The sequence below is a fragment of the Sulfuricella sp. T08 genome (genome assembly GCF_000971475.1).
Classification (GTDB): domain Bacteria; phylum Pseudomonadota; class Gammaproteobacteria; order Burkholderiales; family Sulfuricellaceae; genus Sulfuricella.
Genome location: NZ_DF967544.1, coordinates 88,571 through 108,741 on the forward strand (window position 1 = coordinate 88,571; position 20,171 = coordinate 108,741).

General features: G+C 57.8%; 19 protein-coding genes. 9 read left to right on the top strand and 10 right to left on the bottom strand.

Annotated features, from left to right (window positions below; genetic code table 11):
* Positions 1–176: 176 nt before the first annotated feature.
* From SCT_RS11490 to aroE, 3 genes are all read right to left on the bottom strand, one after another.
* On the bottom strand, positions 177–1,865 hold the full coding sequence (locus SCT_RS11490) for a bifunctional diguanylate cyclase/phosphodiesterase (protein WP_159107902.1): 1,689 nt from the start codon (positions 1,863–1,865) through the stop codon (positions 177–179).
* A gap of 165 nt (positions 1,866–2,030) precedes the next feature.
* Complete coding sequence (mtgA, locus tag SCT_RS11495; RefSeq protein WP_059423128.1) at positions 2,031–2,729, bottom strand: monofunctional biosynthetic peptidoglycan transglycosylase; 699 nt, start codon at positions 2,727–2,729, stop codon at positions 2,031–2,033.
* Positions 2,723–3,541 (bottom strand): shikimate dehydrogenase, encoded by an 819-nt coding sequence (aroE, locus tag SCT_RS11500; protein ID WP_059423130.1) that lies wholly within the window; start codon positions 3,539–3,541, stop codon positions 2,723–2,725. Before aroE ends, mtgA begins: the two co-directional genes overlap by 7 nt.
* A gap of 102 nt (positions 3,542–3,643) precedes the next feature.
* Here aroE and SCT_RS11505 point away from each other — a divergent pair, with 102 nt between their 5' ends.
* The 5 genes from SCT_RS11505 to ntrC all read left to right on the top strand — a co-directional run bounded on the left by SCT_RS11505 (position 3,644) and on the right by ntrC (position 9,529).
* Positions 3,644–4,813 carry a cation diffusion facilitator family transporter gene (locus tag SCT_RS11505; protein WP_059423132.1) on the top strand — a complete coding sequence of 390 codons (1,170 nt, stop codon included), beginning with the start codon at positions 3,644–3,646 and terminating at the stop codon, positions 4,811–4,813.
* Between the two features lie 193 nt (positions 4,814–5,006).
* On the top strand, positions 5,007–6,416 hold the full coding sequence (gene glnA, locus SCT_RS11510) for a glutamate--ammonia ligase (RefSeq protein ID WP_059423134.1): 1,410 nt from the start codon (positions 5,007–5,009) through the stop codon (positions 6,414–6,416).
* Positions 6,417–6,552: 136 nt separating this feature from the next.
* On the top strand, positions 6,553–7,005 hold the full coding sequence (locus SCT_RS11515) for a DUF4124 domain-containing protein (protein WP_059423136.1): 453 nt from the start codon (positions 6,553–6,555) through the stop codon (positions 7,003–7,005).
* Positions 7,006–7,070: 65 nt separating this feature from the next.
* On the top strand, positions 7,071–8,132 hold the full coding sequence (gene glnL / locus SCT_RS11520) for a nitrogen regulation protein NR(II) (RefSeq protein ID WP_059423137.1): 1,062 nt from the start codon (positions 7,071–7,073) through the stop codon (positions 8,130–8,132).
* Complete coding sequence (gene ntrC / locus SCT_RS11525; RefSeq protein WP_059423139.1) at positions 8,129–9,529, top strand: nitrogen regulation protein NR(I); 1,401 nt, start codon at positions 8,129–8,131, stop codon at positions 9,527–9,529. The genes glnL and ntrC overlap by 4 nt, the downstream gene beginning before the upstream one ends.
* Before the next feature lie 6 nt (positions 9,530–9,535).
* On the opposite strand, the gene SCT_RS11530 is transcribed toward ntrC, so the two are convergent.
* On the bottom strand, positions 9,536–10,225 hold the full coding sequence (locus SCT_RS11530; protein ID WP_159107903.1) for a Crp/Fnr family transcriptional regulator: 690 nt from the start codon (positions 10,223–10,225) through the stop codon (positions 9,536–9,538).
* 85 nt (positions 10,226–10,310) lie between these two features.
* Here SCT_RS11530 and SCT_RS11535 point away from each other — a divergent pair, with 85 nt between their 5' ends.
* Complete coding sequence (locus tag SCT_RS11535) at positions 10,311–10,721, top strand: hypothetical protein (protein ID WP_059423142.1); 411 nt, start codon at positions 10,311–10,313, stop codon at positions 10,719–10,721.
* Positions 10,718–11,386, top strand: coding sequence for a thioredoxin family protein (locus tag SCT_RS11540; protein WP_059423144.1), 669 nt, complete (start codon positions 10,718–10,720; stop codon positions 11,384–11,386). The genes SCT_RS11535 and SCT_RS11540 overlap by 4 nt, the downstream gene beginning before the upstream one ends.
* On the opposite strand, the gene xth is transcribed toward SCT_RS11540, so the two are convergent.
* From xth to SCT_RS11560, 4 genes are all read right to left on the bottom strand, one after another.
* Positions 11,383–12,144 carry an exodeoxyribonuclease III gene (xth, locus tag SCT_RS11545; protein ID WP_059423146.1) on the bottom strand — a complete coding sequence of 254 codons (762 nt, stop codon included), beginning with the start codon at positions 12,142–12,144 and terminating at the stop codon, positions 11,383–11,385. The two genes, SCT_RS11540 and xth, sit on opposite strands and share 4 nt — an antisense overlap.
* 6 nt (positions 12,145–12,150) lie before the next feature.
* Complete coding sequence (locus SCT_RS11550; protein ID WP_059423148.1) at positions 12,151–12,711, bottom strand: glutaredoxin family protein; 561 nt, start codon at positions 12,709–12,711, stop codon at positions 12,151–12,153.
* Positions 12,708–13,202, bottom strand: coding sequence for a TIGR04211 family SH3 domain-containing protein (locus SCT_RS11555; RefSeq protein ID WP_059423150.1), 495 nt, complete (start codon positions 13,200–13,202; stop codon positions 12,708–12,710). Before SCT_RS11555 ends, SCT_RS11550 begins: the two co-directional genes overlap by 4 nt.
* 88 nt (positions 13,203–13,290) lie before the next feature.
* Entirely contained in the window at positions 13,291–15,321 is a 2,031-nt protein-coding gene (locus tag SCT_RS11560) for a M3 family metallopeptidase (protein ID WP_059423152.1), read from the bottom strand.
* Between the two features lie 73 nt (positions 15,322–15,394).
* Here SCT_RS11560 and SCT_RS11565 point away from each other — a divergent pair, with 73 nt between their 5' ends.
* Positions 15,395–15,946, top strand: coding sequence for a gamma carbonic anhydrase family protein (locus SCT_RS11565; protein ID WP_059423154.1), 552 nt, complete (start codon positions 15,395–15,397; stop codon positions 15,944–15,946).
* A 36-nt stretch (positions 15,947–15,982) separates the two neighbouring features.
* Positions 15,983–17,614, top strand: coding sequence for an alpha-D-glucose phosphate-specific phosphoglucomutase (locus SCT_RS11570; protein WP_059423156.1), 1,632 nt, complete (start codon positions 15,983–15,985; stop codon positions 17,612–17,614).
* A 285-nt stretch (positions 17,615–17,899) separates the two neighbouring features.
* On the opposite strand, the gene SCT_RS11575 is transcribed toward SCT_RS11570, so the two are convergent.
* Positions 17,900–19,345, bottom strand: coding sequence for an HD-GYP domain-containing protein (locus SCT_RS11575; protein ID WP_059423158.1), 1,446 nt, complete (start codon positions 19,343–19,345; stop codon positions 17,900–17,902).
* Positions 19,346–19,678: 333 nt separating this feature from the next.
* The gene (locus SCT_RS11580) at positions 19,679–20,161 is read right to left on the bottom strand and encodes a C-GCAxxG-C-C family protein (protein ID WP_059423160.1); all 483 of its coding nucleotides are present in this window, start codon (positions 20,159–20,161) and stop codon (positions 19,679–19,681) included.
* Between the last annotated feature and the right edge of the window lie 10 nt (positions 20,162–20,171).

Here is a 20,171-nt window from a genome sequence, read left to right on the forward strand (position 1 = left end):
AGCGGAAAAACCGTCAAGGCCGAAGAAGCGTTGAAGGGGTAACCGCTAGAACAAAAAGTTTGGTGCGAAACTGCTACAACTATGACTGTCCAAGGTGATGGACCTTTAAGTATGAAAACACGTGAATTTTAATCGCCATCGGCAACCACTGTCAATTTCGGCTCGCCGGGAAATCGTTAAATTTGGCTGTAAAGCTGGTAGCCGTTGCGCCCGGACTCCTTGGCACGATACATTGCCGTATCCGCATTTTTCATCAGCGTCTGGGTTTCCTCGCCATCTCTCGGGTACAGCGCGATCCCGACGCTGGTGGTGATGTGCAACTCATAGGAGCCGATCGAGAGTGGGAGGTTCACCGCCTCGATCACCTTGCGCGCCACGATCTCAGCATCGCCTGCTTTCGCCGTTTCCGGCAGCAGGATCACGAACTCGTCGCCGCCCATGCGCGCCACGGTGTCTGCCTCGCGTACGCATTCCACCAGTCGGGCGGCGACGGCCTTGAGCAGTTCATCCCCGACATCGTGCCCAAGCGTGTCGTTGATCTGCTTGAAATGGTCCAAGTCGAGAAAGATCAGCGTTAGCAACCGGCCGTAGCGCCTCGCCTGGGCCAGCGCAAGTACTAGTCGGTCGGCCAGCAAAATCCGGTTCGGCAGACCGGTCAGCATGTCGTGGTGCGCCATGTGATGGATGCGCGCCTCGGCCTGCTTGCGCTCGGTGATGTCCTGGAACGCTGCCACCGAACCGGTGATCTCGCCGCCGCGGTGCAGAGGCGCCGCAACGAAGGAAACCGGGAACAGCGTGCCATCCTTGCGGGTAAAATAATCCTCCAGGATACGGTAGGTTTCGCCCGAGTGCATGGACTGGTACACCGGACAATCACACACCGGAACATGGCTGCCGTCCGGCTTCTGGTAATGGAACACCTCGTGGGCGTTCTGGCCGAGCAGTTCGGCCTCGGTCCAGCCGAGCAGGTGCTCTGCCGCCTTGTTCATGAAGGTTAGCTGGCCGTTGCGGTTGAGCACGTAGACGCCGTCGCCAAGTTCCGAGGTGATCTCGCGCAGCTTGGCCTCGCTCTCGCGCAGCGCGGCCTCGGCCAGTTTGCGCTCGGTAATATCGCGGGCGATCGACAGTACGACCGGCCGGCCCTTCAATTCAAACAGGTGCGCGTTGATTTCGACCGGGATTCTTCGCCTGTCGCGGGCGACATGCACGCTCTCGAACAGCGCATGGCCCTCGACCTCGATCTGACGGGAAATTTTTGGAATATCGATGGCGGAAACCGCGTCGTCGATATCGAGTGGCGACAATTGCTGCAGTTCCTCCCGACTATAGCCGAGGCGCCGGCAAGCGAGGTCGTTGACTTCAATGAATTTACCCGGCATTTCGCCCGGCGATATCGGATGGACCAGGATCGCGTCGTTGCCGTTGTTGAACAGCATGCGGAAACGCTCCTCGCTATCGCACAGCGCCGCCTCGATCTGCCGGCGCTCGGTCACGTCTATGCCGGTAGCGATGACAAACTCCACCTCGCCGTCGGCGTCCAGCAATGCCGTATTCGACCAGGCAATCATCCGGCGTGTGCCGTCTTTCGTCAGCCACCAGTTCTCGAATTCGCTGGGAAAATTTCCCGCCACCAGCCGGTCGAACGTTGACCTGACCGGCTGGATCTCCTCCGGTATCAACAGCCGCTCCCAGATCGGCCTGCCGATCATCTCGGCGGCGGAGTAACCGGTCAATTTTTCACACTGGCGGTTAAAGCGTATCACACGGCCATTGCGGTCGAGCACCACCACCAGGGCGCCAATCGTATCCAGTACTGCAGCGATAAAACCATGTTCGTTTTCCACGGCGCCCTCTCTAAATCTCATTGCAGCCTGCAAACGGTTTAAGGTCAAGCACATTTTATCTTAGAAACGGCTTTTGGTAATCCGTGGGCAACTGCTTTTCCAGGTTTATCCCACAACGAGCCAGGAAACGTAACACACCCGCAGATGGAAAACGTAAACGCTGTGCAGGGCCCTGACGAGCAAACTCTATGGCGCCTGTACCTGACCCATGCGCGCCAGAATGATGCCGGTTTTCCGCTCCAGACCACGTGCATTGGGATGGCTGTCGTAATAGCGCGGATTGGGTACCATCGAAGCGAGCCGGGCAGACTGCTCCGCGGACAGGCTGGACGCGCTGGACTTGTAGTAATGGCGCGCCGCCGCTTCGGCTCCGAACACACCGTTGCCCCATTCGATGACATTCAGGTAGATCTCGAGAATGCGGCGCTTGCTCATCATCTTTTCCAGCATCACCGTGATCACTGCCTCCTCTGCCTTGCGCCAGAATACCTTCCGGGAAGAGAGAAACAGATTCTTGGCCAGCTGCTGGCTGATGGTGGAACCGCCGGCGACGATCTTGCCCTTTTTCAGGTTCTTTTCGTAGGCCTTCTGGATGCCCTCCCAGTCGAAGCCTTCATGGTCGAGGAATTTGGAGTCTTCTGCGGCGATCAGGGCGCGCTTGAGATTGTTGGAGATACGGCTGTACGGCACCCACTGGTGGCGCAGTTCGGCATCCGGCTTCTTGCTTTGCAGGACTTCCAGTCGCTGCTCCATGAAGGCGCTGGCGGAGGGATTGTGGTCGACCCACCACCAGATGTGGGCGAAAATCCACAGCTGGTAGACCAGCACCACGGCGACGAACAAGGCGATGCCGCGCCACAGCCAGCGCCATAAGAAACTCAGCATGACTTCAAAAGCGTGATGACGGATAGTGTTTGTGGCCGCACGCCGCGCCACAGGAAAAACGATTCCGCCGCCTGCTCGACCAGCATGCCGAGACCGTCGGCCAGATGCGCCGCGCCGTTAGCCTGGGCGAACTGCAGAAAGGGGGTAAGCCCCTTGCCGTACATCATGTCGTAGGCCAGCGCCCCCGGCGCGAACACGCCCTGCGGCAAGGGAGGCAGGGCATCGCTCAGGCTGCTGGAAGTGGCGTTGATCACGATATCGAACAGGCCCTCCGCCAGTCGCGCATAATCGCCACCCTCGATCCGGCCATAAGCGGCGAAGTGCCGCTCCAGTTCGATGGCCTTTTCCGGTGTGCGGTTGGCAATGATCAGCCGTTCCGGCTTCTGCAGCAGCAAGGGCAGCAGCACGCCGCGGGCCGCGCCGCCTGCGCCCATCAGCAGCACGCGCTTGCCCGCCAAGGAAATCCCCAGGTTATTCCGAATATCCCGCGTCAGTCCGGCGCCATCGGTGTTGTCACCGAGTATCGTGCCGTCCGGCTCGAACTTCAGGGTATTTACCGCTTCCGCCAGACGTGCGCGATCGGTCAGGATGGTTGCCAGTTTCCAGGCCTCCTGCTTGAATGGCACCGTCACATTCAGTCCCTTGCCGCCTTCCGTCTGAAACTTCTTTACCGTACCGGCAAAGTCTTCCAGCGGCGCAAGCATCGCGGTGTAAGCCATATCCTGGTCGGTCTGGCGGGCAAACTCGGCGTGAATTAGCGGGGACTTGCTATGGGCGATGGGGTTGCCGACAACGGCATAACGATCGGTCATGAGTATTCTGCATTTTAAGGACGTCGAATTATAAGGCAAAAGCCCTCTGATTTGCGTATCATAACGTCCCGAACCTATTGCTTCTTAATCCGAATATTCCCGATGCCCCACCACTCTGCCAAACCACACACTGAAATCCACCCAGACCGGATCGGACGCTTTCAAGCCGCACAAAAAGTGACCTGGATCAGCGTCGCGGTGAACGTGGTACTGACCGTACTGCAGATCGTTGTCGGCCTGATCGGAAAATCCCAGGCCCTGGTCGCCGACGGTTTGCATTCCCTGTCCGACTTGCTGTGTGATTTCCTGGTGCTGTTCGCCAACCGCCACGGCGCGCGTGACGCGGATGAGGAGCATCCCTACGGCCATGCCCGCATCGAAACCGCCACTACCCTGGCGCTCGGGCTGATTTTGCTCGGCGTCGGTGGTGCCCTGTTCTGGGGCGCGGCGATGCGCCTGCAAGATCCCTCCGCGCTGCAAAAAGTCCATGTCGCCACGCTGTGGATTGCCATTCTGACCCTGGCCGGCAAGGAAACGCTGTTCCGCTACATGCTGCACGTCGCACGCAAACTGCGCTCGCAGATGCTCGAAGCCAACGCCTGGCACGCCCGCTCCGACGCCGCCTCGTCGCTGGTGGTGGTGGCGGGCATCGGAGGCAACCTGCTCGGCTTTACATCGATGGACATCCTGGCTGCGGTACTGGTTGCCGTCATGATTATGCGCATGGGCTGGAAACAGGCATCTCAGGCGATTTCCGAATTGATCGACACCAGTCTGGACAAGAACGAAGTGGAAGCGATACGTGCCACCCTGCTCACCACCCCCGGCGTTCAGGGCGTACATGAATTGCGCACTCGCCGCATGGGCGACCGCGCACTGGTGGACGCCCATGTGCTGGTAAACCCGCATATCAGCGTCTCGGAAGGGCACTATATTGCCGAAAGCGCGCGTGCGCGCGTACTCAAACAGCACCATGCGCTCGATGTGATGGTGCATATCGACCCGGAGGATGATTCTTCTGCCAAGCTCAACCAGCACCTGCCCGATCGCGAAACCTTGATTGCCCACCTGGAACAGCTGCTAGGCCAGGCGCTGCCTAGTCATGAAAAAGTGGTATTGCATTATCTGGATGGAAAAGCGGAAGCCGAAATCTTCCTTGCCAGCGATGTCAGCCGCGAACAGGTCGGCGCACTCAAAACCGTAATCGCCGATCTGCTCCGGGACGACCCATTTTTTGTCGCTATTCATCTGCACCAACGTCATGCACCATAATGGTGCAATCAGCACCCTTTTTGCACAATTCCGGTGCGTCAAATAAGGGGTGCCGATTTATAACCAGTTATGGCACAATGCTTTTTTTATGTTTTTGCCTGGCATGTTTCATGCTAATTTGCCTCCCAGCAGCAAAAACCCAGAATTCGAAGTCATTATTTTTTGCAAACTTGTAGATAGTTAGGAGATAAACATGGCAGTCGCCGACGTTTTGAAAATGATCAAGGACAACGACGTTAAATTCGTTGACCTGCGCTTTACCGATACCCGCGGCAAGGAACAGCACGTTTCCATTCCCTCCCACGTAGTGGACGAAAACTGGTTCGAAACTGGCCACGCTTTTGACGGTTCCTCCATTGCTGGCTGGAAAGGCATTCAGGCTTCCGACATGCAGTTGATGGCTGATCCGGATACCGCCAACATGGACCCGTTCTTCGACGAATCCACCCTGATCATGTCCTGCGACGTGGTGGAGCCTTCCGATGGCAAGGGCTATGACCGCTGCCCGCGCTCCATCGCCAAGCGCGCTGAAGCCTATCTGAAATCCACCGGCATCGGCGACACCGCTTACTTCGGCCCGGAACCCGAATTCTTCATTTTTGATTCCGTCACCTGGCATGCCGACATGTCCGGTGCCTCGGTCAAGATCGAGTCCGAAGAAGCTGCCTGGTCCTCCAGCGAGAAATTCGAAGGCGGCAACGTCGGTCACCGTCCCGGTATCAAGGGCGGCTACTTCCCGGTTCCTCCGGTCGATTCCTTCCAGGACATCCGTTCCGCCATGTGTCTGGCGCTGGAAGAAATGGGCGTGCCGGTCGAAGTGCATCACCATGAAGTGGCGACTGCCGGCCAGTGCGAAATCGGCACCCGGTTCAGCACCCTGGTAAAACGCGCCGACTGGACCCAGATCCTGAAATACGTGGTGTTCAACGTCGCCCATGCCTACGGCAAGACTGCCACCTTCATGCCCAAGCCTATTGTTGGCGACAACGGTTCCGGCATGCACGTGCACCAGTCAATCTGGAAAGATGGCCAGAACCTGTTCGCCGGCAACGGCTACGGCGGCCTGTCCGAAACGGCTCTTTTCTACATCGGCGGCATCATCAAGCATGCACGTGCCCTGAATGCGATTACCAACCCCGGCACCAACTCCTACAAGCGTCTGGTACCCGGTTTCGAAGCTCCGGTGATGCTGGCCTACTCCGCCAAGAACCGCTCCGCTTCGATCCGCATTCCACACGTGGCCAATCCTAAGGGCCGCCGCATTGAGACTCGTTTCCCGGATCCTTCCGCCAACCCGTACCTGTGCTTCTCCGCTCTGCTGATGGCCGGCCTTGACGGCATCCAGAACAAGATCCACCCGGGCGAGGCGATGGACAAGAACCTGTACGACCTGCCGCCAGAAGAAGAGAAACTGATCCCGACTGTGTGCTCGTCTCTTGATCAGGCGCTGGAATACCTGGACAAGGATCGCGAGTTCCTGACCCGTGGCGGCGTGTTCTCCAACGACTGGATCGACGCCTTCATCGAACTGAAAATGGAAGAAGTTACCCGCTTCCGCATGACCACTCATCCGGTCGAGTTCGCGATGTATTACAGCCTGTAATTCTCGGTGTAGCAATTCAAAAGGGCGGGGTAACCCGCCCTTTTTTATTTTCCTGTCAGCCCATTCATCGCCGAAACGTTGATAAAATTTGACTAATCCCTTAATCTGAACCCCATCACAATTATCGAATCGCCTTATGAAAACCAAGCTGCTGATTTTTATTTCGCTATTCCTGGGGCAGGCCGCCCACGCCGACATCTACATGTCGGTGGATGAAAACGGTCGAAAAACCTATACCAACTTCCCTAAAAAGGGCGCCAAGAAGCTTAATCTCGATCCGCCCTCCACGATTGCAGCCCCCAAGCCTCGAGCCCCGACTGCAACACCGCCCGGCTTCCCTCGCGTTGACGGCGAAACCCAGAAACAGCGCGATGGAACGCGCCGCGATATTCTGGAGCAGGAGTTGGCGACAGAGCGGAACTTGCTGGACGAGGCAAAGAAAGCCCTGGCCGAAGGCGAAGCCACGCGCCTGGGCGGCGAGCGCAACTACCAGAAATACCTGGATCGGATACAGTCCCTGAAGGACAATATTTCTCTGCACGAAAAGAATGTCGAGGCGCTGAACAAGGAACTGGCCGGCGTGAGGTAACCTCCTGCTATCCCTGGCGCGACTCTTGCTTTACTCGTAGCCAACTACCCAGGGATGATGCATCCGTGACGACCCAACTCTTTGCCGGACTGGAACACCTGACTACCGCCGTGATCCTGCTCGACCAGAATCTGCGTGTCGCTTATCTCAACCCGTCCGCGGAAAATCTGTTCAAGCTTAGCCGCAAGCATGTTGCCGGTATGCCTCTGCAGCAGGTTTTTGGCGATGCCGAGTCGCTTCCCAGGGCCGTTGAATCGGCGCTACTCAACCAAGCCTGCTTCACCGAGCATGAAATTCTCCTGACAGTACCCGGCAACCATAGCCTGTCCGTCAGCTGTACCGTCACTCCGGTTAATATCGGCTCCATCAGCCTGATACTGGAATTTCACCAGATCGACAAGCAGCTGAAAATCGCACGGGAAGAGCGCATGCAGGTACAGCAGCAGGCCAACCGGGAATTGCTGCGCAATCTTGCCCACGAAATCAAGAACCCGCTGGGCGGCCTGCGCGGTGCGGCGCAACTCCTGGAACACGAGTTGCCCCGCACCGGCCTGCGCGAATACACGCAGGTGATCATCCAGGAAGCCGACCGCCTGCAGAAACTGATGGACCGGCTGCTTACCCCCAGCCATCTGCCGCATCTCCGCGCCACCAACATCCACGAGGTACTGGAACGGGTGCGCAGCCTCACTCTGGCGGAAACACCCAAAGGCATTACCATCCGGCGCGACTACGACACCAGCCTGCCGGACCTCGTGGCGGATCCGGAACAACTGATTCAGGCGGTGCTCAACATCGTGCGCAACGCGGTGCAATCCATGCAGGGAAAAGGAGAAATCATCCTGCGCACCCGCATCGCACGCCAGGTCACGCTGGTGAAAAAACGCTACCGTCAGGCCATCCAGGTACAAATCATCGACAACGGCCCCGGCGTTCCCGATGCCATCCGCGAAAAAATCTTTTACCCATTGGTTTCCGGACGAGAGGGGGGCAGTGGCATGGGGCTGACCCTAGCGCAAACCCTGATCAACCAGCATCAGGGTACGATTGAATGTGACAGCCGACCCGGTCACACCTGCTTTACGCTGCTGCTGCCGCTTACCAATACCGAAGGAGCTTACAAATGAAAGCCGTCTGGGTCATCGACGATGACCATTCCATCCGCTGGGTGTTCGAAAAGGCGCTAGCGCGGGAACAAATCGAGTTCCGCTCCTTCTCCACCGCCCAGGATGCCCTGTCCGCGTTGGAAACTGACACCCCGCAAGTGGTGGTGAGCGACATCCGCATGCCCGGTACCTCCGGACTGGAGCTGCTACAACAGATCAAGGAACGCCTGCCGGAGGTGCCGGTGATCATCATGACAGCCTACTCCGATCTGGACAGTGCCGTTTCGGCCTTCCAGGGTGGCGCCTTCGACTACCTGCCCAAACCCTTCGATGTTGACCATGCCGTGACGCTGATTCGTCGCGCCCTGGACGAGAGTGTTCGCCAGGCAGCCAAGCCGGAAACCGCGGAATCCGTCACCGAAATCCTCGGCCAGGCGCCGGCGATGCAGGAGATTTTTCGCGCCATCGGCCGCTTGTCCCAATCGCATGTCACCGTACTGATCAACGGCGAATCGGGTACCGGCAAGGAACTGGTGGCGCGCGCCCTGCACCGCCACAGCCCGCGTGCCGACATGCCGTTTATCGCCCTCAACACCGCAGCCATTCCGAAGGATCTGCTCGAATCCGAGCTGTTCGGCCATGAGCGCGGCGCCTTTACCGGTGCGCAGGCCCTGCGCCGCGGGCGCTTCGAACAAGCCGACGGCGGCACCTTGTTCCTAGACGAAATCGGCGACATGCCGCCCGATCTGCAGACCCGGTTGCTGCGCGTGCTCTCCGATGGCCAGTTCTACCGTGTTGGCGGCCACCAGCCGGTCAAAGTCAATGTGCGCGTCATCGCCGCCACCCACCAGAACCTGGAGCAGCATGTCAGGCAGGGGCTGTTCCGCGAAGATCTGTTCCACCGTCTGAATGTCATTCGTCTGCGCCTGCCCCCCTTGCGTGAACGTGGTGAGGACATTCCGCTCCTTGCCAAATATTTTCTGCAAAAAAGTGCACGCGAACTGGGGGTTGAACCGAAAATGTTGTCACCGGCCGCGATGCGTTATCTGAGCACGCTCAGCTGGAGCGGCAACGTGCGCCAACTGGAGAACGTCTGCCACTGGCTGACGGTAATGGCGCCAGGACAGAACATTGAAATCGCCGACCTGCCGCCGGATCTGCGTGAAGATCAGGCGGCAAGCGTCGAGAGAAGCTGGCAGGAAGCTCTAGGACGCGAAGCGGACAAGGAATTCAACCGCGGCGAGCGGGGCGTGATGGACAAGTTCTCCCGCGATTTCGAGAAAATATTGATCACCTGTGCGCTGAAACACACTGCGGGCAGGCGCATCGAAGCCGCCACCCTGCTGGGCCTGGGACGCAACACGCTGACACGCAAGATTCAGGAACTGGGGCTGGAACAGGGCGGGATGGTTGAATAACCGTGCTTATCCGTGGCAAGCGGCAAGACAGCGCAATGCGTCAAGATCCTTCAGCAATATGGTGTCGTTATGCGTTTCGATCATGCCGTCGCTGCGCAGGCGCGCCATGATGCGCGAAAAAGTCTCGGGCTGAATGCCGAGGCGGGAGGCAATCACCAGCTTGGGCACCAGCAGGCGTATGCAGGATGATTGCATCACGCCTTCGGGCACCTGTTCAAGCAGATATTCGGCAAGGCGCTGCGTGCCGCTGTGCAGGGTGAGGCGGTCGATTTCGTTGATCATGCCATTCAGACAATGGCTCATGCTCGACATCAGGATGAAGCACAACTCGTTGTTGTTCTTCAGCAGGGCAATGAAATTCATGCAATCGAAAGCAAACACCGTCGATGGCTCGATTGCCGCGGCATGGAGAGGGTACTTGCCGGTGAACATCACCGCTTCGGCAAACAACTGCTTCGGGGCGGCCAGGTCCATGACCTTTTCCGTGCCATCCACCGAGAGCCGGTAGAGCTTGATCATGCCGCGCTGCACCAGGTAGAACTGGTGGCAGGATTCGCCCTGGGAAAAAATTATTTGGCCCGCATTCAGTTCCACCAAATGCCCATGACTGGCGACCTGCTTCAACTCCGCGTCGGAGAGTGGCGCAAAAAGCGTGCATTGCCTGATTTGCTCGATGTGCTGTTGGGTTAAAGCCATGGCCGAATTATATGTGATATTTGACATACATCAAGGCACCTAAATTTATAGGAACCGATAATTTCAGGTTCATGAGGAGCGTCACATGCATAAACGCAACCGCCTGTTTGTCTCCATAGCCCTGGTCTATGGACTGCTCGGCGGCCTGATTGCCATTGTCCGACTGATAGACCCTAGCCTGATCCCTGGCAACGTGCCCCGCGCCCATGGCCACATCATGCTGCTTGGGTTCATCCTGATGACAATTTATGGCATTGCCCTGCACGTTTTGCCACGCTTCGGCGGCTTCCCCCTGTATTCCGAACAGATGGCCGACTGGCAGCTGTATTTGGCCAATGCCGGTCTGCCATTGATGATTGCAGGATGGCTGGGCTGGCGCGACATGCTGGTAATGGCCGGGGGAGTGCTTACTTACGGCGCAATCGTGCTGTTCGGCCTGAACATGATTCTCACCGTCCGTGCCGGAGGGCGGGGCAGAGCTCTTCACGTGCAATGAAAATCGAATTGATCGTTTCCGGCTCCTGTCCGTTCTGCCTGGAAGCGGAAAAAGTCTGGCGTGCCGCGGCAGCCGATCACGGTTTCGAATTTTCTGTAGTGGATATTGTTCAACCGGAAGGCGCAGCGCTGGCGCAGCGTCTCAATCTGCAAACCGTCCCGGCGCTGCTGATCGGCGGCAAACTGCGGGCAGTCGGCGTGCAAAGTCCAGAGGAAGCACTCACTCTGCTCCTGCCCGCCCGCCAGGAAGCGCACGACCGGATGCAGCAGATGGGGTTCGCCTTTTCCCGGGACAACCGCTGGTTTATCCTGGCAGCTCAGGCTTACCTGATGCTTGCCGGTCTGGGACTGCTGATGAACGGCAGCTTCCTCAGCGACAATGCCGCCCGCCCGGCATTCCTGCACCTGTTTACCCTCGGCTTTATGCTGTTTATGATTTACGGCCTTGCCAGTCACATGCTGCCACGCTTCACCGGTAACCCGATCCGCGAGGGCGCCTGGCCCTGGCTACAGATGGGTCTGGCTCATTGTGGGGTAATCGGCTATGTCGTTGGCTATCTAGCCGGCCGACACACTCTGATTGTCGTGGGGGCAGTGCTAACGTGGCTGTCGCTGGCGACATTCACGTTCAGGGTCTGGCCGGTGCTGTGGCCAGAAGAAGCCTAGAGCTCGACCACCACCGGGGCATGATCGGAGGGACGTTCCGCCTTGCGCGCCTCCTTGTCGATCGTGCAGGACTTGCAGGTTGCAGCCATCGGAGGGCTCAGCAGGATGTGGTCTATGCGCAACCCCATGTTGCGTCGGAAAGCGTTCATGCGGTAATCCCACCAGGAATAGATCTTTTCCGGTTGTTCGAACAAGCGAAAACTGTCAGCCAGTCCTAAATCCACCAGATGCCGAAACGCCTCGCGCTCAGGCCGGCTGAACAACACCTGACCCTCCCAAGCCTTGGGGTCATGGACATCACGTTCATCCGGCGCGATGTTGAAATCGCCCAACAGCGCCAGTCTGGGGTGACGCTCCAGTTCATCGGCCAGCCAAGCCGTCAGGGCCTCCAGCCAGCCCAGCTTGTACTGGTACTTGTCGGAATCCACGCTCTGGCCGTTAGGAATGTAGAGGTTGATGACCCGTACGCCATCGATGGTCGCAGCCAGCACGCGTTTTTGCACGTCAGCAAAATTCGGGATACCGGTCACTACATCAATGGCTGGCGTCTTGCTCAGTATCGCCACGCCGTTGTAGGTTTTTTGTCCGCTGAACTGGACCTGATACCCGGCCGCTGCGATCTCTGCAACGGGGAAATTCATATCCTCCAGCTTGGTTTCCTGCAGACATAGCACTTCCGGCTGATGTGCCGCCAGCCAGTCCAGGACTTGGGGAAGACGAACCTTGAGGGAATTAACGTTCCAGGTAACCAGTTTCATGGAGATTTACGGTTTGCCCTCAGCGCCCACCGTTGCAGGTTTCTGCTCGCTTTTGACGTCGGTTATTGCTGGTTCTTTCGGCTTGGGCCGCAGGAATGGGACGCTCTTGGGGTAGCCGGCCTCGTCCAGCGCCGCATTCCAGGCTCCAGGCTCGTACCCTTTCAGGCGGGTTACCGTGCCAACCACCAGTACCGGCACTTCCAGTGCGCCAATCAGCTTCTTCAGCTCAGCCTGAACCTCCAGCGTGCCGGCGTCTTTTTCGTTGAACGGAACGCCGCGCTTGGTCAGATGTTCACGCGCCTTGGTGCAGGCATCGCCACACCCGGAATTATACAAGGTGACTGGGAAATTCTTTGCCGCCCGGCGGGAAGCATAGGGGAGCTGGCCGTCATCCGCCGGTTGGGTACCGATGTCCTTTTCCTCGATTACCCTGGCCGCAGACGGTGGCGGGGGCTGTTCGGTGTAATGCACCTTGCCCTCGGTGTCCACCCACCGGTAAAGGGAGGCGGATTGCGCTGAATACACTGCAAACATGCAGAGAAGGCAGAAAAAGACAGCGAGTTTCATATTCGAAGTCCATGCAAACGTTTATGGTAGTAAGCCCTGAGAGCCAGGATACCGATCACTACTCCGCCGGCAAAGGCGCTGAAGACCAACAGCAGCAGAAAGGAAGTCGGCACGCTGCCTCCTGGTTGATTATGCTGTTGCTCCACCTCGTGCTGCAGATTCGCCAACTCCACCCGTGCAGTTGCCAGCTCTTTTTGTGCGGCTTCAAGTTCGGCCTGGTTTTGGCTGGAGTTTTCGGCCTCCTTCTTGCGGGTAGCCAGGAATTTGCGTAGCACCCAGCCAGTCTCTCCGTCAGCGGCTTTGACTTTCGCGTAATCCTGATCGATTTCGATCACTTGCACTTCAGTGAGCGGAGGCAACACCCTGATGATGCGGTAATTCTCTGCCTTGCCGCTACGCATGTTGACATTGGCGGTATCGACCACCAACGCCGTTTGCGCCGTTGCCATCCCGCCCCACATCAGCATCGTCAGAAACAGAAAAAGCTTCATCTGCTCAACTTGTTATATGAATATGTTTAAGTAATATCACAGATAAAAGCAATAAATCAAGTTTTTTTTGGGTTGTTTAACCCCCAGCTCAAATCCCGCTCATGCCGTTATGCCTTAACAGCGCATCGATATTTGGTTCACGGCCCCGGAATGCGGTGAACGATTCCAGCGCCGAGCGGCTGCCTCCCACGCCGAGAATCTCGCTCCAGAAACGGTGGCCGGCCTCCGGACTGAGCACGCCGCTTTCTTCGAACAGACTGTAAGCGTCCGCCGATAGTACTTCCGCCCACTTGTAGCTGTAGTAGCCCGCGCCATAGCCGCCGGCGAAAATGTGCGAGAAATTGTTGGGAAAGCGGTTGTAGTCGGGCGGGAACATTACCGCGACGCGGCGGCGGATTTCGTCCAGCAGTTGCAATGCCGTCTTGCCGCTATCCGGGTCGAAATCGTAGTGCAGATGCATGTCGAACAGCGAGAACTCGATCTGGCGCACGGTCTGCATGCCGCTCTGGAAATTTTTGGCGTCTATCATCTTGTCGAACAGCGGCCGCGGCAAAACCGCTCCCGTATCCACATGCTTCGTCATGTGACGCACCACCTCCCACTCCCAACAGAAATTCTCCATGAACTGGCTGGGCAATTCCACCGCATCCCACTCCACTCCGCTGATGCCGGATACGCCCAGATCCTCGATACGGGTGAGCAGATGGTGCAGGCCGTGGCCGAACTCGTGGAACAGGGTGATCACTTCGTCGTGGGTGAACAGCGCCGGCTTGCCGCCGACCGGAGCGGAAAAATTGCAATTCAGATAGGCTACCGGCACCTGAACCGCACCGTCTTTCCTGCGCCGGGTGATGGCATCGTCCATCCAGGCGCCACCACGCTTGTGGTTGCGGGCGTAGAGGTCGAGGTAGAACTGGCCGACCGGCTCACCTTTGCTGTCGCTCAGGGTGTAGAAACGCACATCGCCGTGCCACACTGGCGCAGAGGTTTGCTTGATGCTCAGGCCGTAGAGCGTTTCCACCACCTTGAACATACCAGGCAAAACGACGGTTTCCGGGAAATACTGCTTTACCTCGTTATCTGAGAAGGCATAGCGCTTGAGGCGCAATTTTTCTGCCGCATAGGCCGCGTCCCATGCCTGCAGTTCGACCAAGCCCAGCTCGTCGCGGGAGAATTCCATCAGCTCTCTGAAATCCCGTTCGGCGTAGGGTTTTGCCCGCGTGGCCAGATCATCGAGAAAATCCAGCACCTGCTGCGGCGACTGCGCCATCTTGGTGGAGAGCGAAACATCGGCGTAATGATCGAAGCCAAGCAGTTGCGCCGCCTCCCGGCGCCGCCTGAGGATATCTGCTATCAGCCCGGTGTTGTCCCACTCGGCCTTGCCGAACTCGGAAGCGCGCGTCACATAGGCACGGTAGATCTGCTCACGCAGGCCACGGTTTTCCGCGTACTGCATCACCGGCATATAGGACGGCGCATGCAGGGTGAACTTCCATCCCGGCTTGTCGTCCTTCTGTGCCGTTTCGCGCGCCGCCTGCAATGCATCGGCGGGAATGCCGGACAGCTCGGACTTGTTTTCAACAAACAGGCCGAAATCATTGGTCGCATCGAGCAGGTTTTCCTCGAACCTGGCGGACAGCGCCGACAGCTCCTCCTGGATCGCCTTGAAGCGCGGCTTCTTGTCCTCGGCCAGTTCCGCGCCGCCCAGACGGAAATCGCGCACTTCGTTGTCGATAATCTTCTTGCGCGGGGCGGACAGCGCCTCGAATTCCGGGGCGCTGCGCAACGCCTTGAATTTCCCGAACAGCGCCAGGTTCTGCGACAAGTCGGCGTAGTAGGCGGTGATCTTTGGCAGATTCTCGTTGTACACCTCGCGCAGCTCCGGGCTGTTCACCACCGCATTCAAGTGGGAAACCTGGCCCCAGGCGCGAGACAGACGCTCGTTGGCATCTTCCAGCGGCTGCACGAAACTGTCCCAGCCCGGCGCACTGGCTTCTGCCGCCAGCCTGTCCACCAAAGCGCGGTTTTCCGCCAGCAGGGCGTCCACTGCAGGAGTGACGTGTTCGGGTTTGATTTCAGGGAAACGGGGCAGGCCGGAGAAGTCGAGCAAAGGATTCATGGGTAAGGTCTCTGGTTAGGCGAAACGGGAACGGATTATACTATGGGCATTCACCCCATATTGGCCCGGTATCATGCAAAATCAAGTCGGCTCCAACATCGCGCCCTATCAGGGCAGCACCCCAAAAATCGCAGCCTCGGCCTGGATCCACCCCAGCGCTCAGGTCATCGGCGACGTGGCCATCGGCGAACGCGCCTCGGTGTGGTGCAATACGGTCGTGCGCGGTGACGTCAATTTCATCCGCATCGGCAACGAGACCAACATCCAGGATCTGTGTACCCTGCACGTCAGCCACCGCCGTGCGGACAGCCCCGGCAGCGGCGCAGCGCTGATCCTCGGCGAGCGGGTAACCGTGGGCCACAATGTCATCCTCCACGGCTGCGAGATCGGCGACGAATGCCTGATCGGCATGGGCTCGATTGTGATGGACAAGGTCGTGCTGCAGCCGCAGGTGCTGCTCGGCGCGGGCAGCCTGGTGCCGGAGGGAAAAATACTGGAAAGCGGTTATTTATATCTGGGCCGCCCAGCGAAACAGTTGCGACCGCTGACCGCAGAAGAACTGGCCCACTTTGCCTATTCCGCCGCCCACTATGTCAGGCTGGCGAACAACCACCGCCAGGGCTGATCCCGGAATTTCGCTCGAACCAACAAGGAAAAAATCATGAGCATCAAGACCATCGCCACCACCCCGTTCACCGACCAGAAGCCCGGCACCTCTGGCTTGCGCAAAAAAGTCACAGTTTTCCAGTCGGCGCACTACCTGGAAAACTTCGTCCAGGCGATTTTCGACACCATCTCCGCACCGGCCGGCAGCACGTTGGTACTGGGCGGCGACGGCCGCTACTACAACCGTGAAGCCATCCAGATCATCCTCAAAATGGCGACGGCGAACGGCTTCGGCAAAGTACTGGTGGGCCAGGGTGGCATCCTGTCCACTCCGGCTGCCTCCGCCGTGATTCGCAAATACTCGACCTACGGCGGCATCATACTGTCAGCCAGCCACAACCCAGGAGGGCCTGACGGCGATTTCGGCATCAAGTACAACACCGCCAACGGTGGCCCCGCACCGGAGAAAATCACCGAGGCGATCTATGCCCGCAGCAAGACCCTGACCAGCTATAAGTTGATTGAGGCACCCGATATGGCGCTCGACCAGCCCGGCTCGTTCACCCTCGGCGAGATGCAAGTCGAAGTCATCGACCCGGTAGCCGACTACGCCGAGCTGATGGAATCCCTGTTCGACTTCGCAGCCATTCGCGCCCTGCTCGGCGGCGGCTTTCGCCTGTGCTTCGGCGCCATGCACGCGGTCACTGGCCCCTACGCCCGCGAGATTCTCGAACGCCGTCTTGGCGCACCGAACGGCAGCGTCATCAACGGCGTACCGCTGCCTGATTTCGGGGGCGGCCACCCCGATCCCAACCTGACTTACGCCCATGAACTGGTGGAAATCATGTACGGCGCCGAAGCGCCCGATTTCGGCGCGGCCTCCGACGGCGACGGTGACCGCAACATGATTCTGGGGCGTAAGTTCTTCGTCAACCCGTCCGACAGCCTCGCCATCATCGCCGCCAACGCTGCGCTGGCTCCCGGCTATGCCGCCGGACTGGCAGGCGTGGCGCGCTCCATGCCGACTAGTGCCGCCGCCGACCGGGTCGCCGCCAAGCTCGGCATCCCCTGCTATGAAACGCCCACCGGCTGGAAATTTTTCGGCAACCTGATGGATGCAGGCAAGGTCACCCTGTGCGGCGAAGAAAGCTTCGGCACCGGTTCCAGCCACGTGCGCGAAAAGGACGGCCTGTGGGCGGTGCTGTTCTGGCTGAACATCCTCGCAAAACGCGGCCTTCCGGTGGAAGAAATCGTCTATCGCCACTGGGCGGAATACGGCCGCAACGTCTACTCGCGCCACGACTACGAAGGCCTGCCGTCCGATGCTGCCAACGCCCTGATGGCCCACCTCAAGGCCCAGTTCGAAGCACTGCCGGGCCAGCGCTTCGGCAGCTATCAGGTGAAATTCTGCGACGACTTCAGCTACACCGACCCGATCGACGGTAGCCTAAGCACCGGTCAGGGTCTGCGTATCGGCTTCGAAGACGGTTCGCGCATCGTCTTCCGCCTCTCCGGCACCGGCACCGAAGGAGCCACCCTGCGGATATATCTCGAAGCATTCGAACCTGACCCTGCCAAGCATGGGGAGGATGCTCAGCAGGCGCTGGCCGAACTGATATTAATCGCGAACGAGTTGTCGGAGTTGAAATTGCGGACGGGTCGCGAACAGCCAACAGTGATTACTTGAGCCATTTTACTGCTCCCTCGCCCTATGGGGCTGGGGTGAGAGGGAAAAGTCAGTGCGCTGCGCGCGATTTATTGGATGCCGGGGGCAGCCATACCGGGCAGTTAGAGTTGAAATTCATTTGGGCTACCCTTGATCTCTTCCCGCTGAATGACTGCACCACCCAGTTCAATGCCGCTACATGCCAAATTGCGATGTACTCGCTTCTCTTCACCTTGGATACATGTAAAAAACTATGAGCTCGCCTCAGCCTTAATCATAGGGGGCCGAGCTGAACCGGCCTCTTGCTTAAGTTACATTATCAGTCTCTTCAGTCTCTTTATCTGCCGGATACTGATTGTAGATCGCAACAAACTCATCGATATCGGCGAGAAACATATCCACCAGCCGTGGATCGAAGTGTATGCTGCGCTGTTCACCAAGCCATTCAACCACTTTCTCGAGTGACCACGCTTCTTTATAAACACGTGGTGAATAGAGCGCATCAAAAACGTCAGCCAGCGCCACGATGCGACCAAAGATATGGATGTTTTCACCGGCCAATCCCTGCGGATAGCCGCTGCCATCCCACTTCTCCTGGTGCTGGTAAGCAATAATGCCGGCTGCAACCAGAATATCACGCCGCGAGTGCCGCAACATGGCGTAACCGATAGCAGGGTGGTTCATCATGATATGCCGCTCTTCATCGGTGAAGCGTCCGGGCTTCAGCAATACCTCATCGGGAATCCCAAGTTTGCCGATATCATGCAGTGGTGACGCAGCGGTGATTAACTCCACCTCTCTCGGCGTCAACTGTGACTTCTGCGCCAGCAACTGACTGTAGAGCGAAACACGCCGGGTATGATTAGCGGTCTCCTGGGATCGCTTCTCTTCGATAACGCCCATGGTGTAGATCGTTTCGCGCAGCGTGCTTTCGATTTCGTCATTGAGGGACAGCAGCTCCTCATTCTTTTTCTTAAGCATGTCCTGATGGGCAAGGATCTCAGTATTGAAGAGGTTGATCTCATCGGCGACGTTGGCAAATTCGCGACTATTGAATTGCTCGGAACTTACCGGCTGATGCTGCCTGTAGGCAGTCATGGCGTGATCAATGAGCGTCTCCAGCGGCTGCTGAACATGATTCTTGATGGTGCGAGCGGTATTCACGAAGACCAGAGCAAAAGCCACTATGGACAACACCACCAGCCCCAGCATTACCCAGAGGGCATGATTTCGATACTCTTTGACATCAAGCTCAATATCTATCGCACCAAGCACTGTCCCCTCGGTAACTTTATGGCATGTGAGGCAGTTGAGTCCTCCCTGTCGGGATGCAATATAGGGAATGATGACGCGAACGGTTGGCTGGAGTGAAAACTCATTAAGGATGAATACCGGTTTTTTGGCATCGAAGGCCTGTTTGGTGATTGGATCCGCGACCCGCTCCCTGGCCTTGCCCGGGCCAAACTGCTGCGTAACCGCATCACCACGAATAATATTCAGGGCATTAACATGGTGCAGCTCTTTGATCTCATCCAGATAGTAATCACGCCGATCCATAATGCCCGCCTTCATGTGGGCGGTCAGGCCAGCTTTGACCAGTTCGGCATGTGCCAGTGCCTGATTCTCGATGGCTTGTGTGGAGAGAGAACGGAAATTAAGGCCTGTGATCAGCAGCAATGCCAGCGCCAGAATCGACAGGACATTGATCAGACTTTTAACGGTGATGGTTTTTATACTTGGTTTTTTTATCATCAACGACTACCTCACGCTCAATATCTGGAAGCGCGTATCTCACATGCAGGCATTGCATTATCCAGCAGGGAAAATTCGCGTCCAGAAATTTAATGGACGCGCACATCATAGACCACAAAGATGTTTAATAGGCAACAAACAGAGGGACTTAGTAGCAGATGCCGGAGGTATTTCCTGTCTTCACCTGGCAGGTGGCTGCCAGCTGTGACCAGTATCACTCAAAACAGGGGGGCAGGAATGGGTCGAAAATGGGAGCTCCCGTTCTGAAGGTGCTTGCCAAATCAAGTCTGAATTCTACAGATCAAACTTCTTAAGCCCCATCGTTTTTCGCCTCTACAGCATTTCAATCACCCATTTTGTGACCGTGCCGGTCGCATGGGCGCACTGTTTACCGCGGGCATCATCGAACGCCTTGTATTCTTCGGCATTCCACATGTCGTAAGTACGGCCGGTGAATTGTTGCTGGAGTTCCGCACAGGTTATTCCGCCAAACTCCGCGCTGAAGCGCTCTACCAGTTCCTTGCTTTTTTTGAAGTTATTGATGCAGCGCCCTTTGTCGAGCTTGTCCCGGTCGCGGCCGAATTTGGCGCTGAGCGCCATCAGTCCACCGGTCAAGGCGCCACAGGTTCCTTGCGCCATCAGGCCGCCCCCGCCGGAGAGTCCGTGGCTGGCCTTGATGGTGCTGTCGTCGATGATCCCGACGGTTTCCTGCACGGTGGCGAGCACGCATTGCGGGCAACAGCCGTAATCCAGCTCGTATTGTTGCGCTTTCTCATAGGCCTGCTCGGCCAGCGCACGTTTTTCTTCCGGAGTCATATTGAGCCTC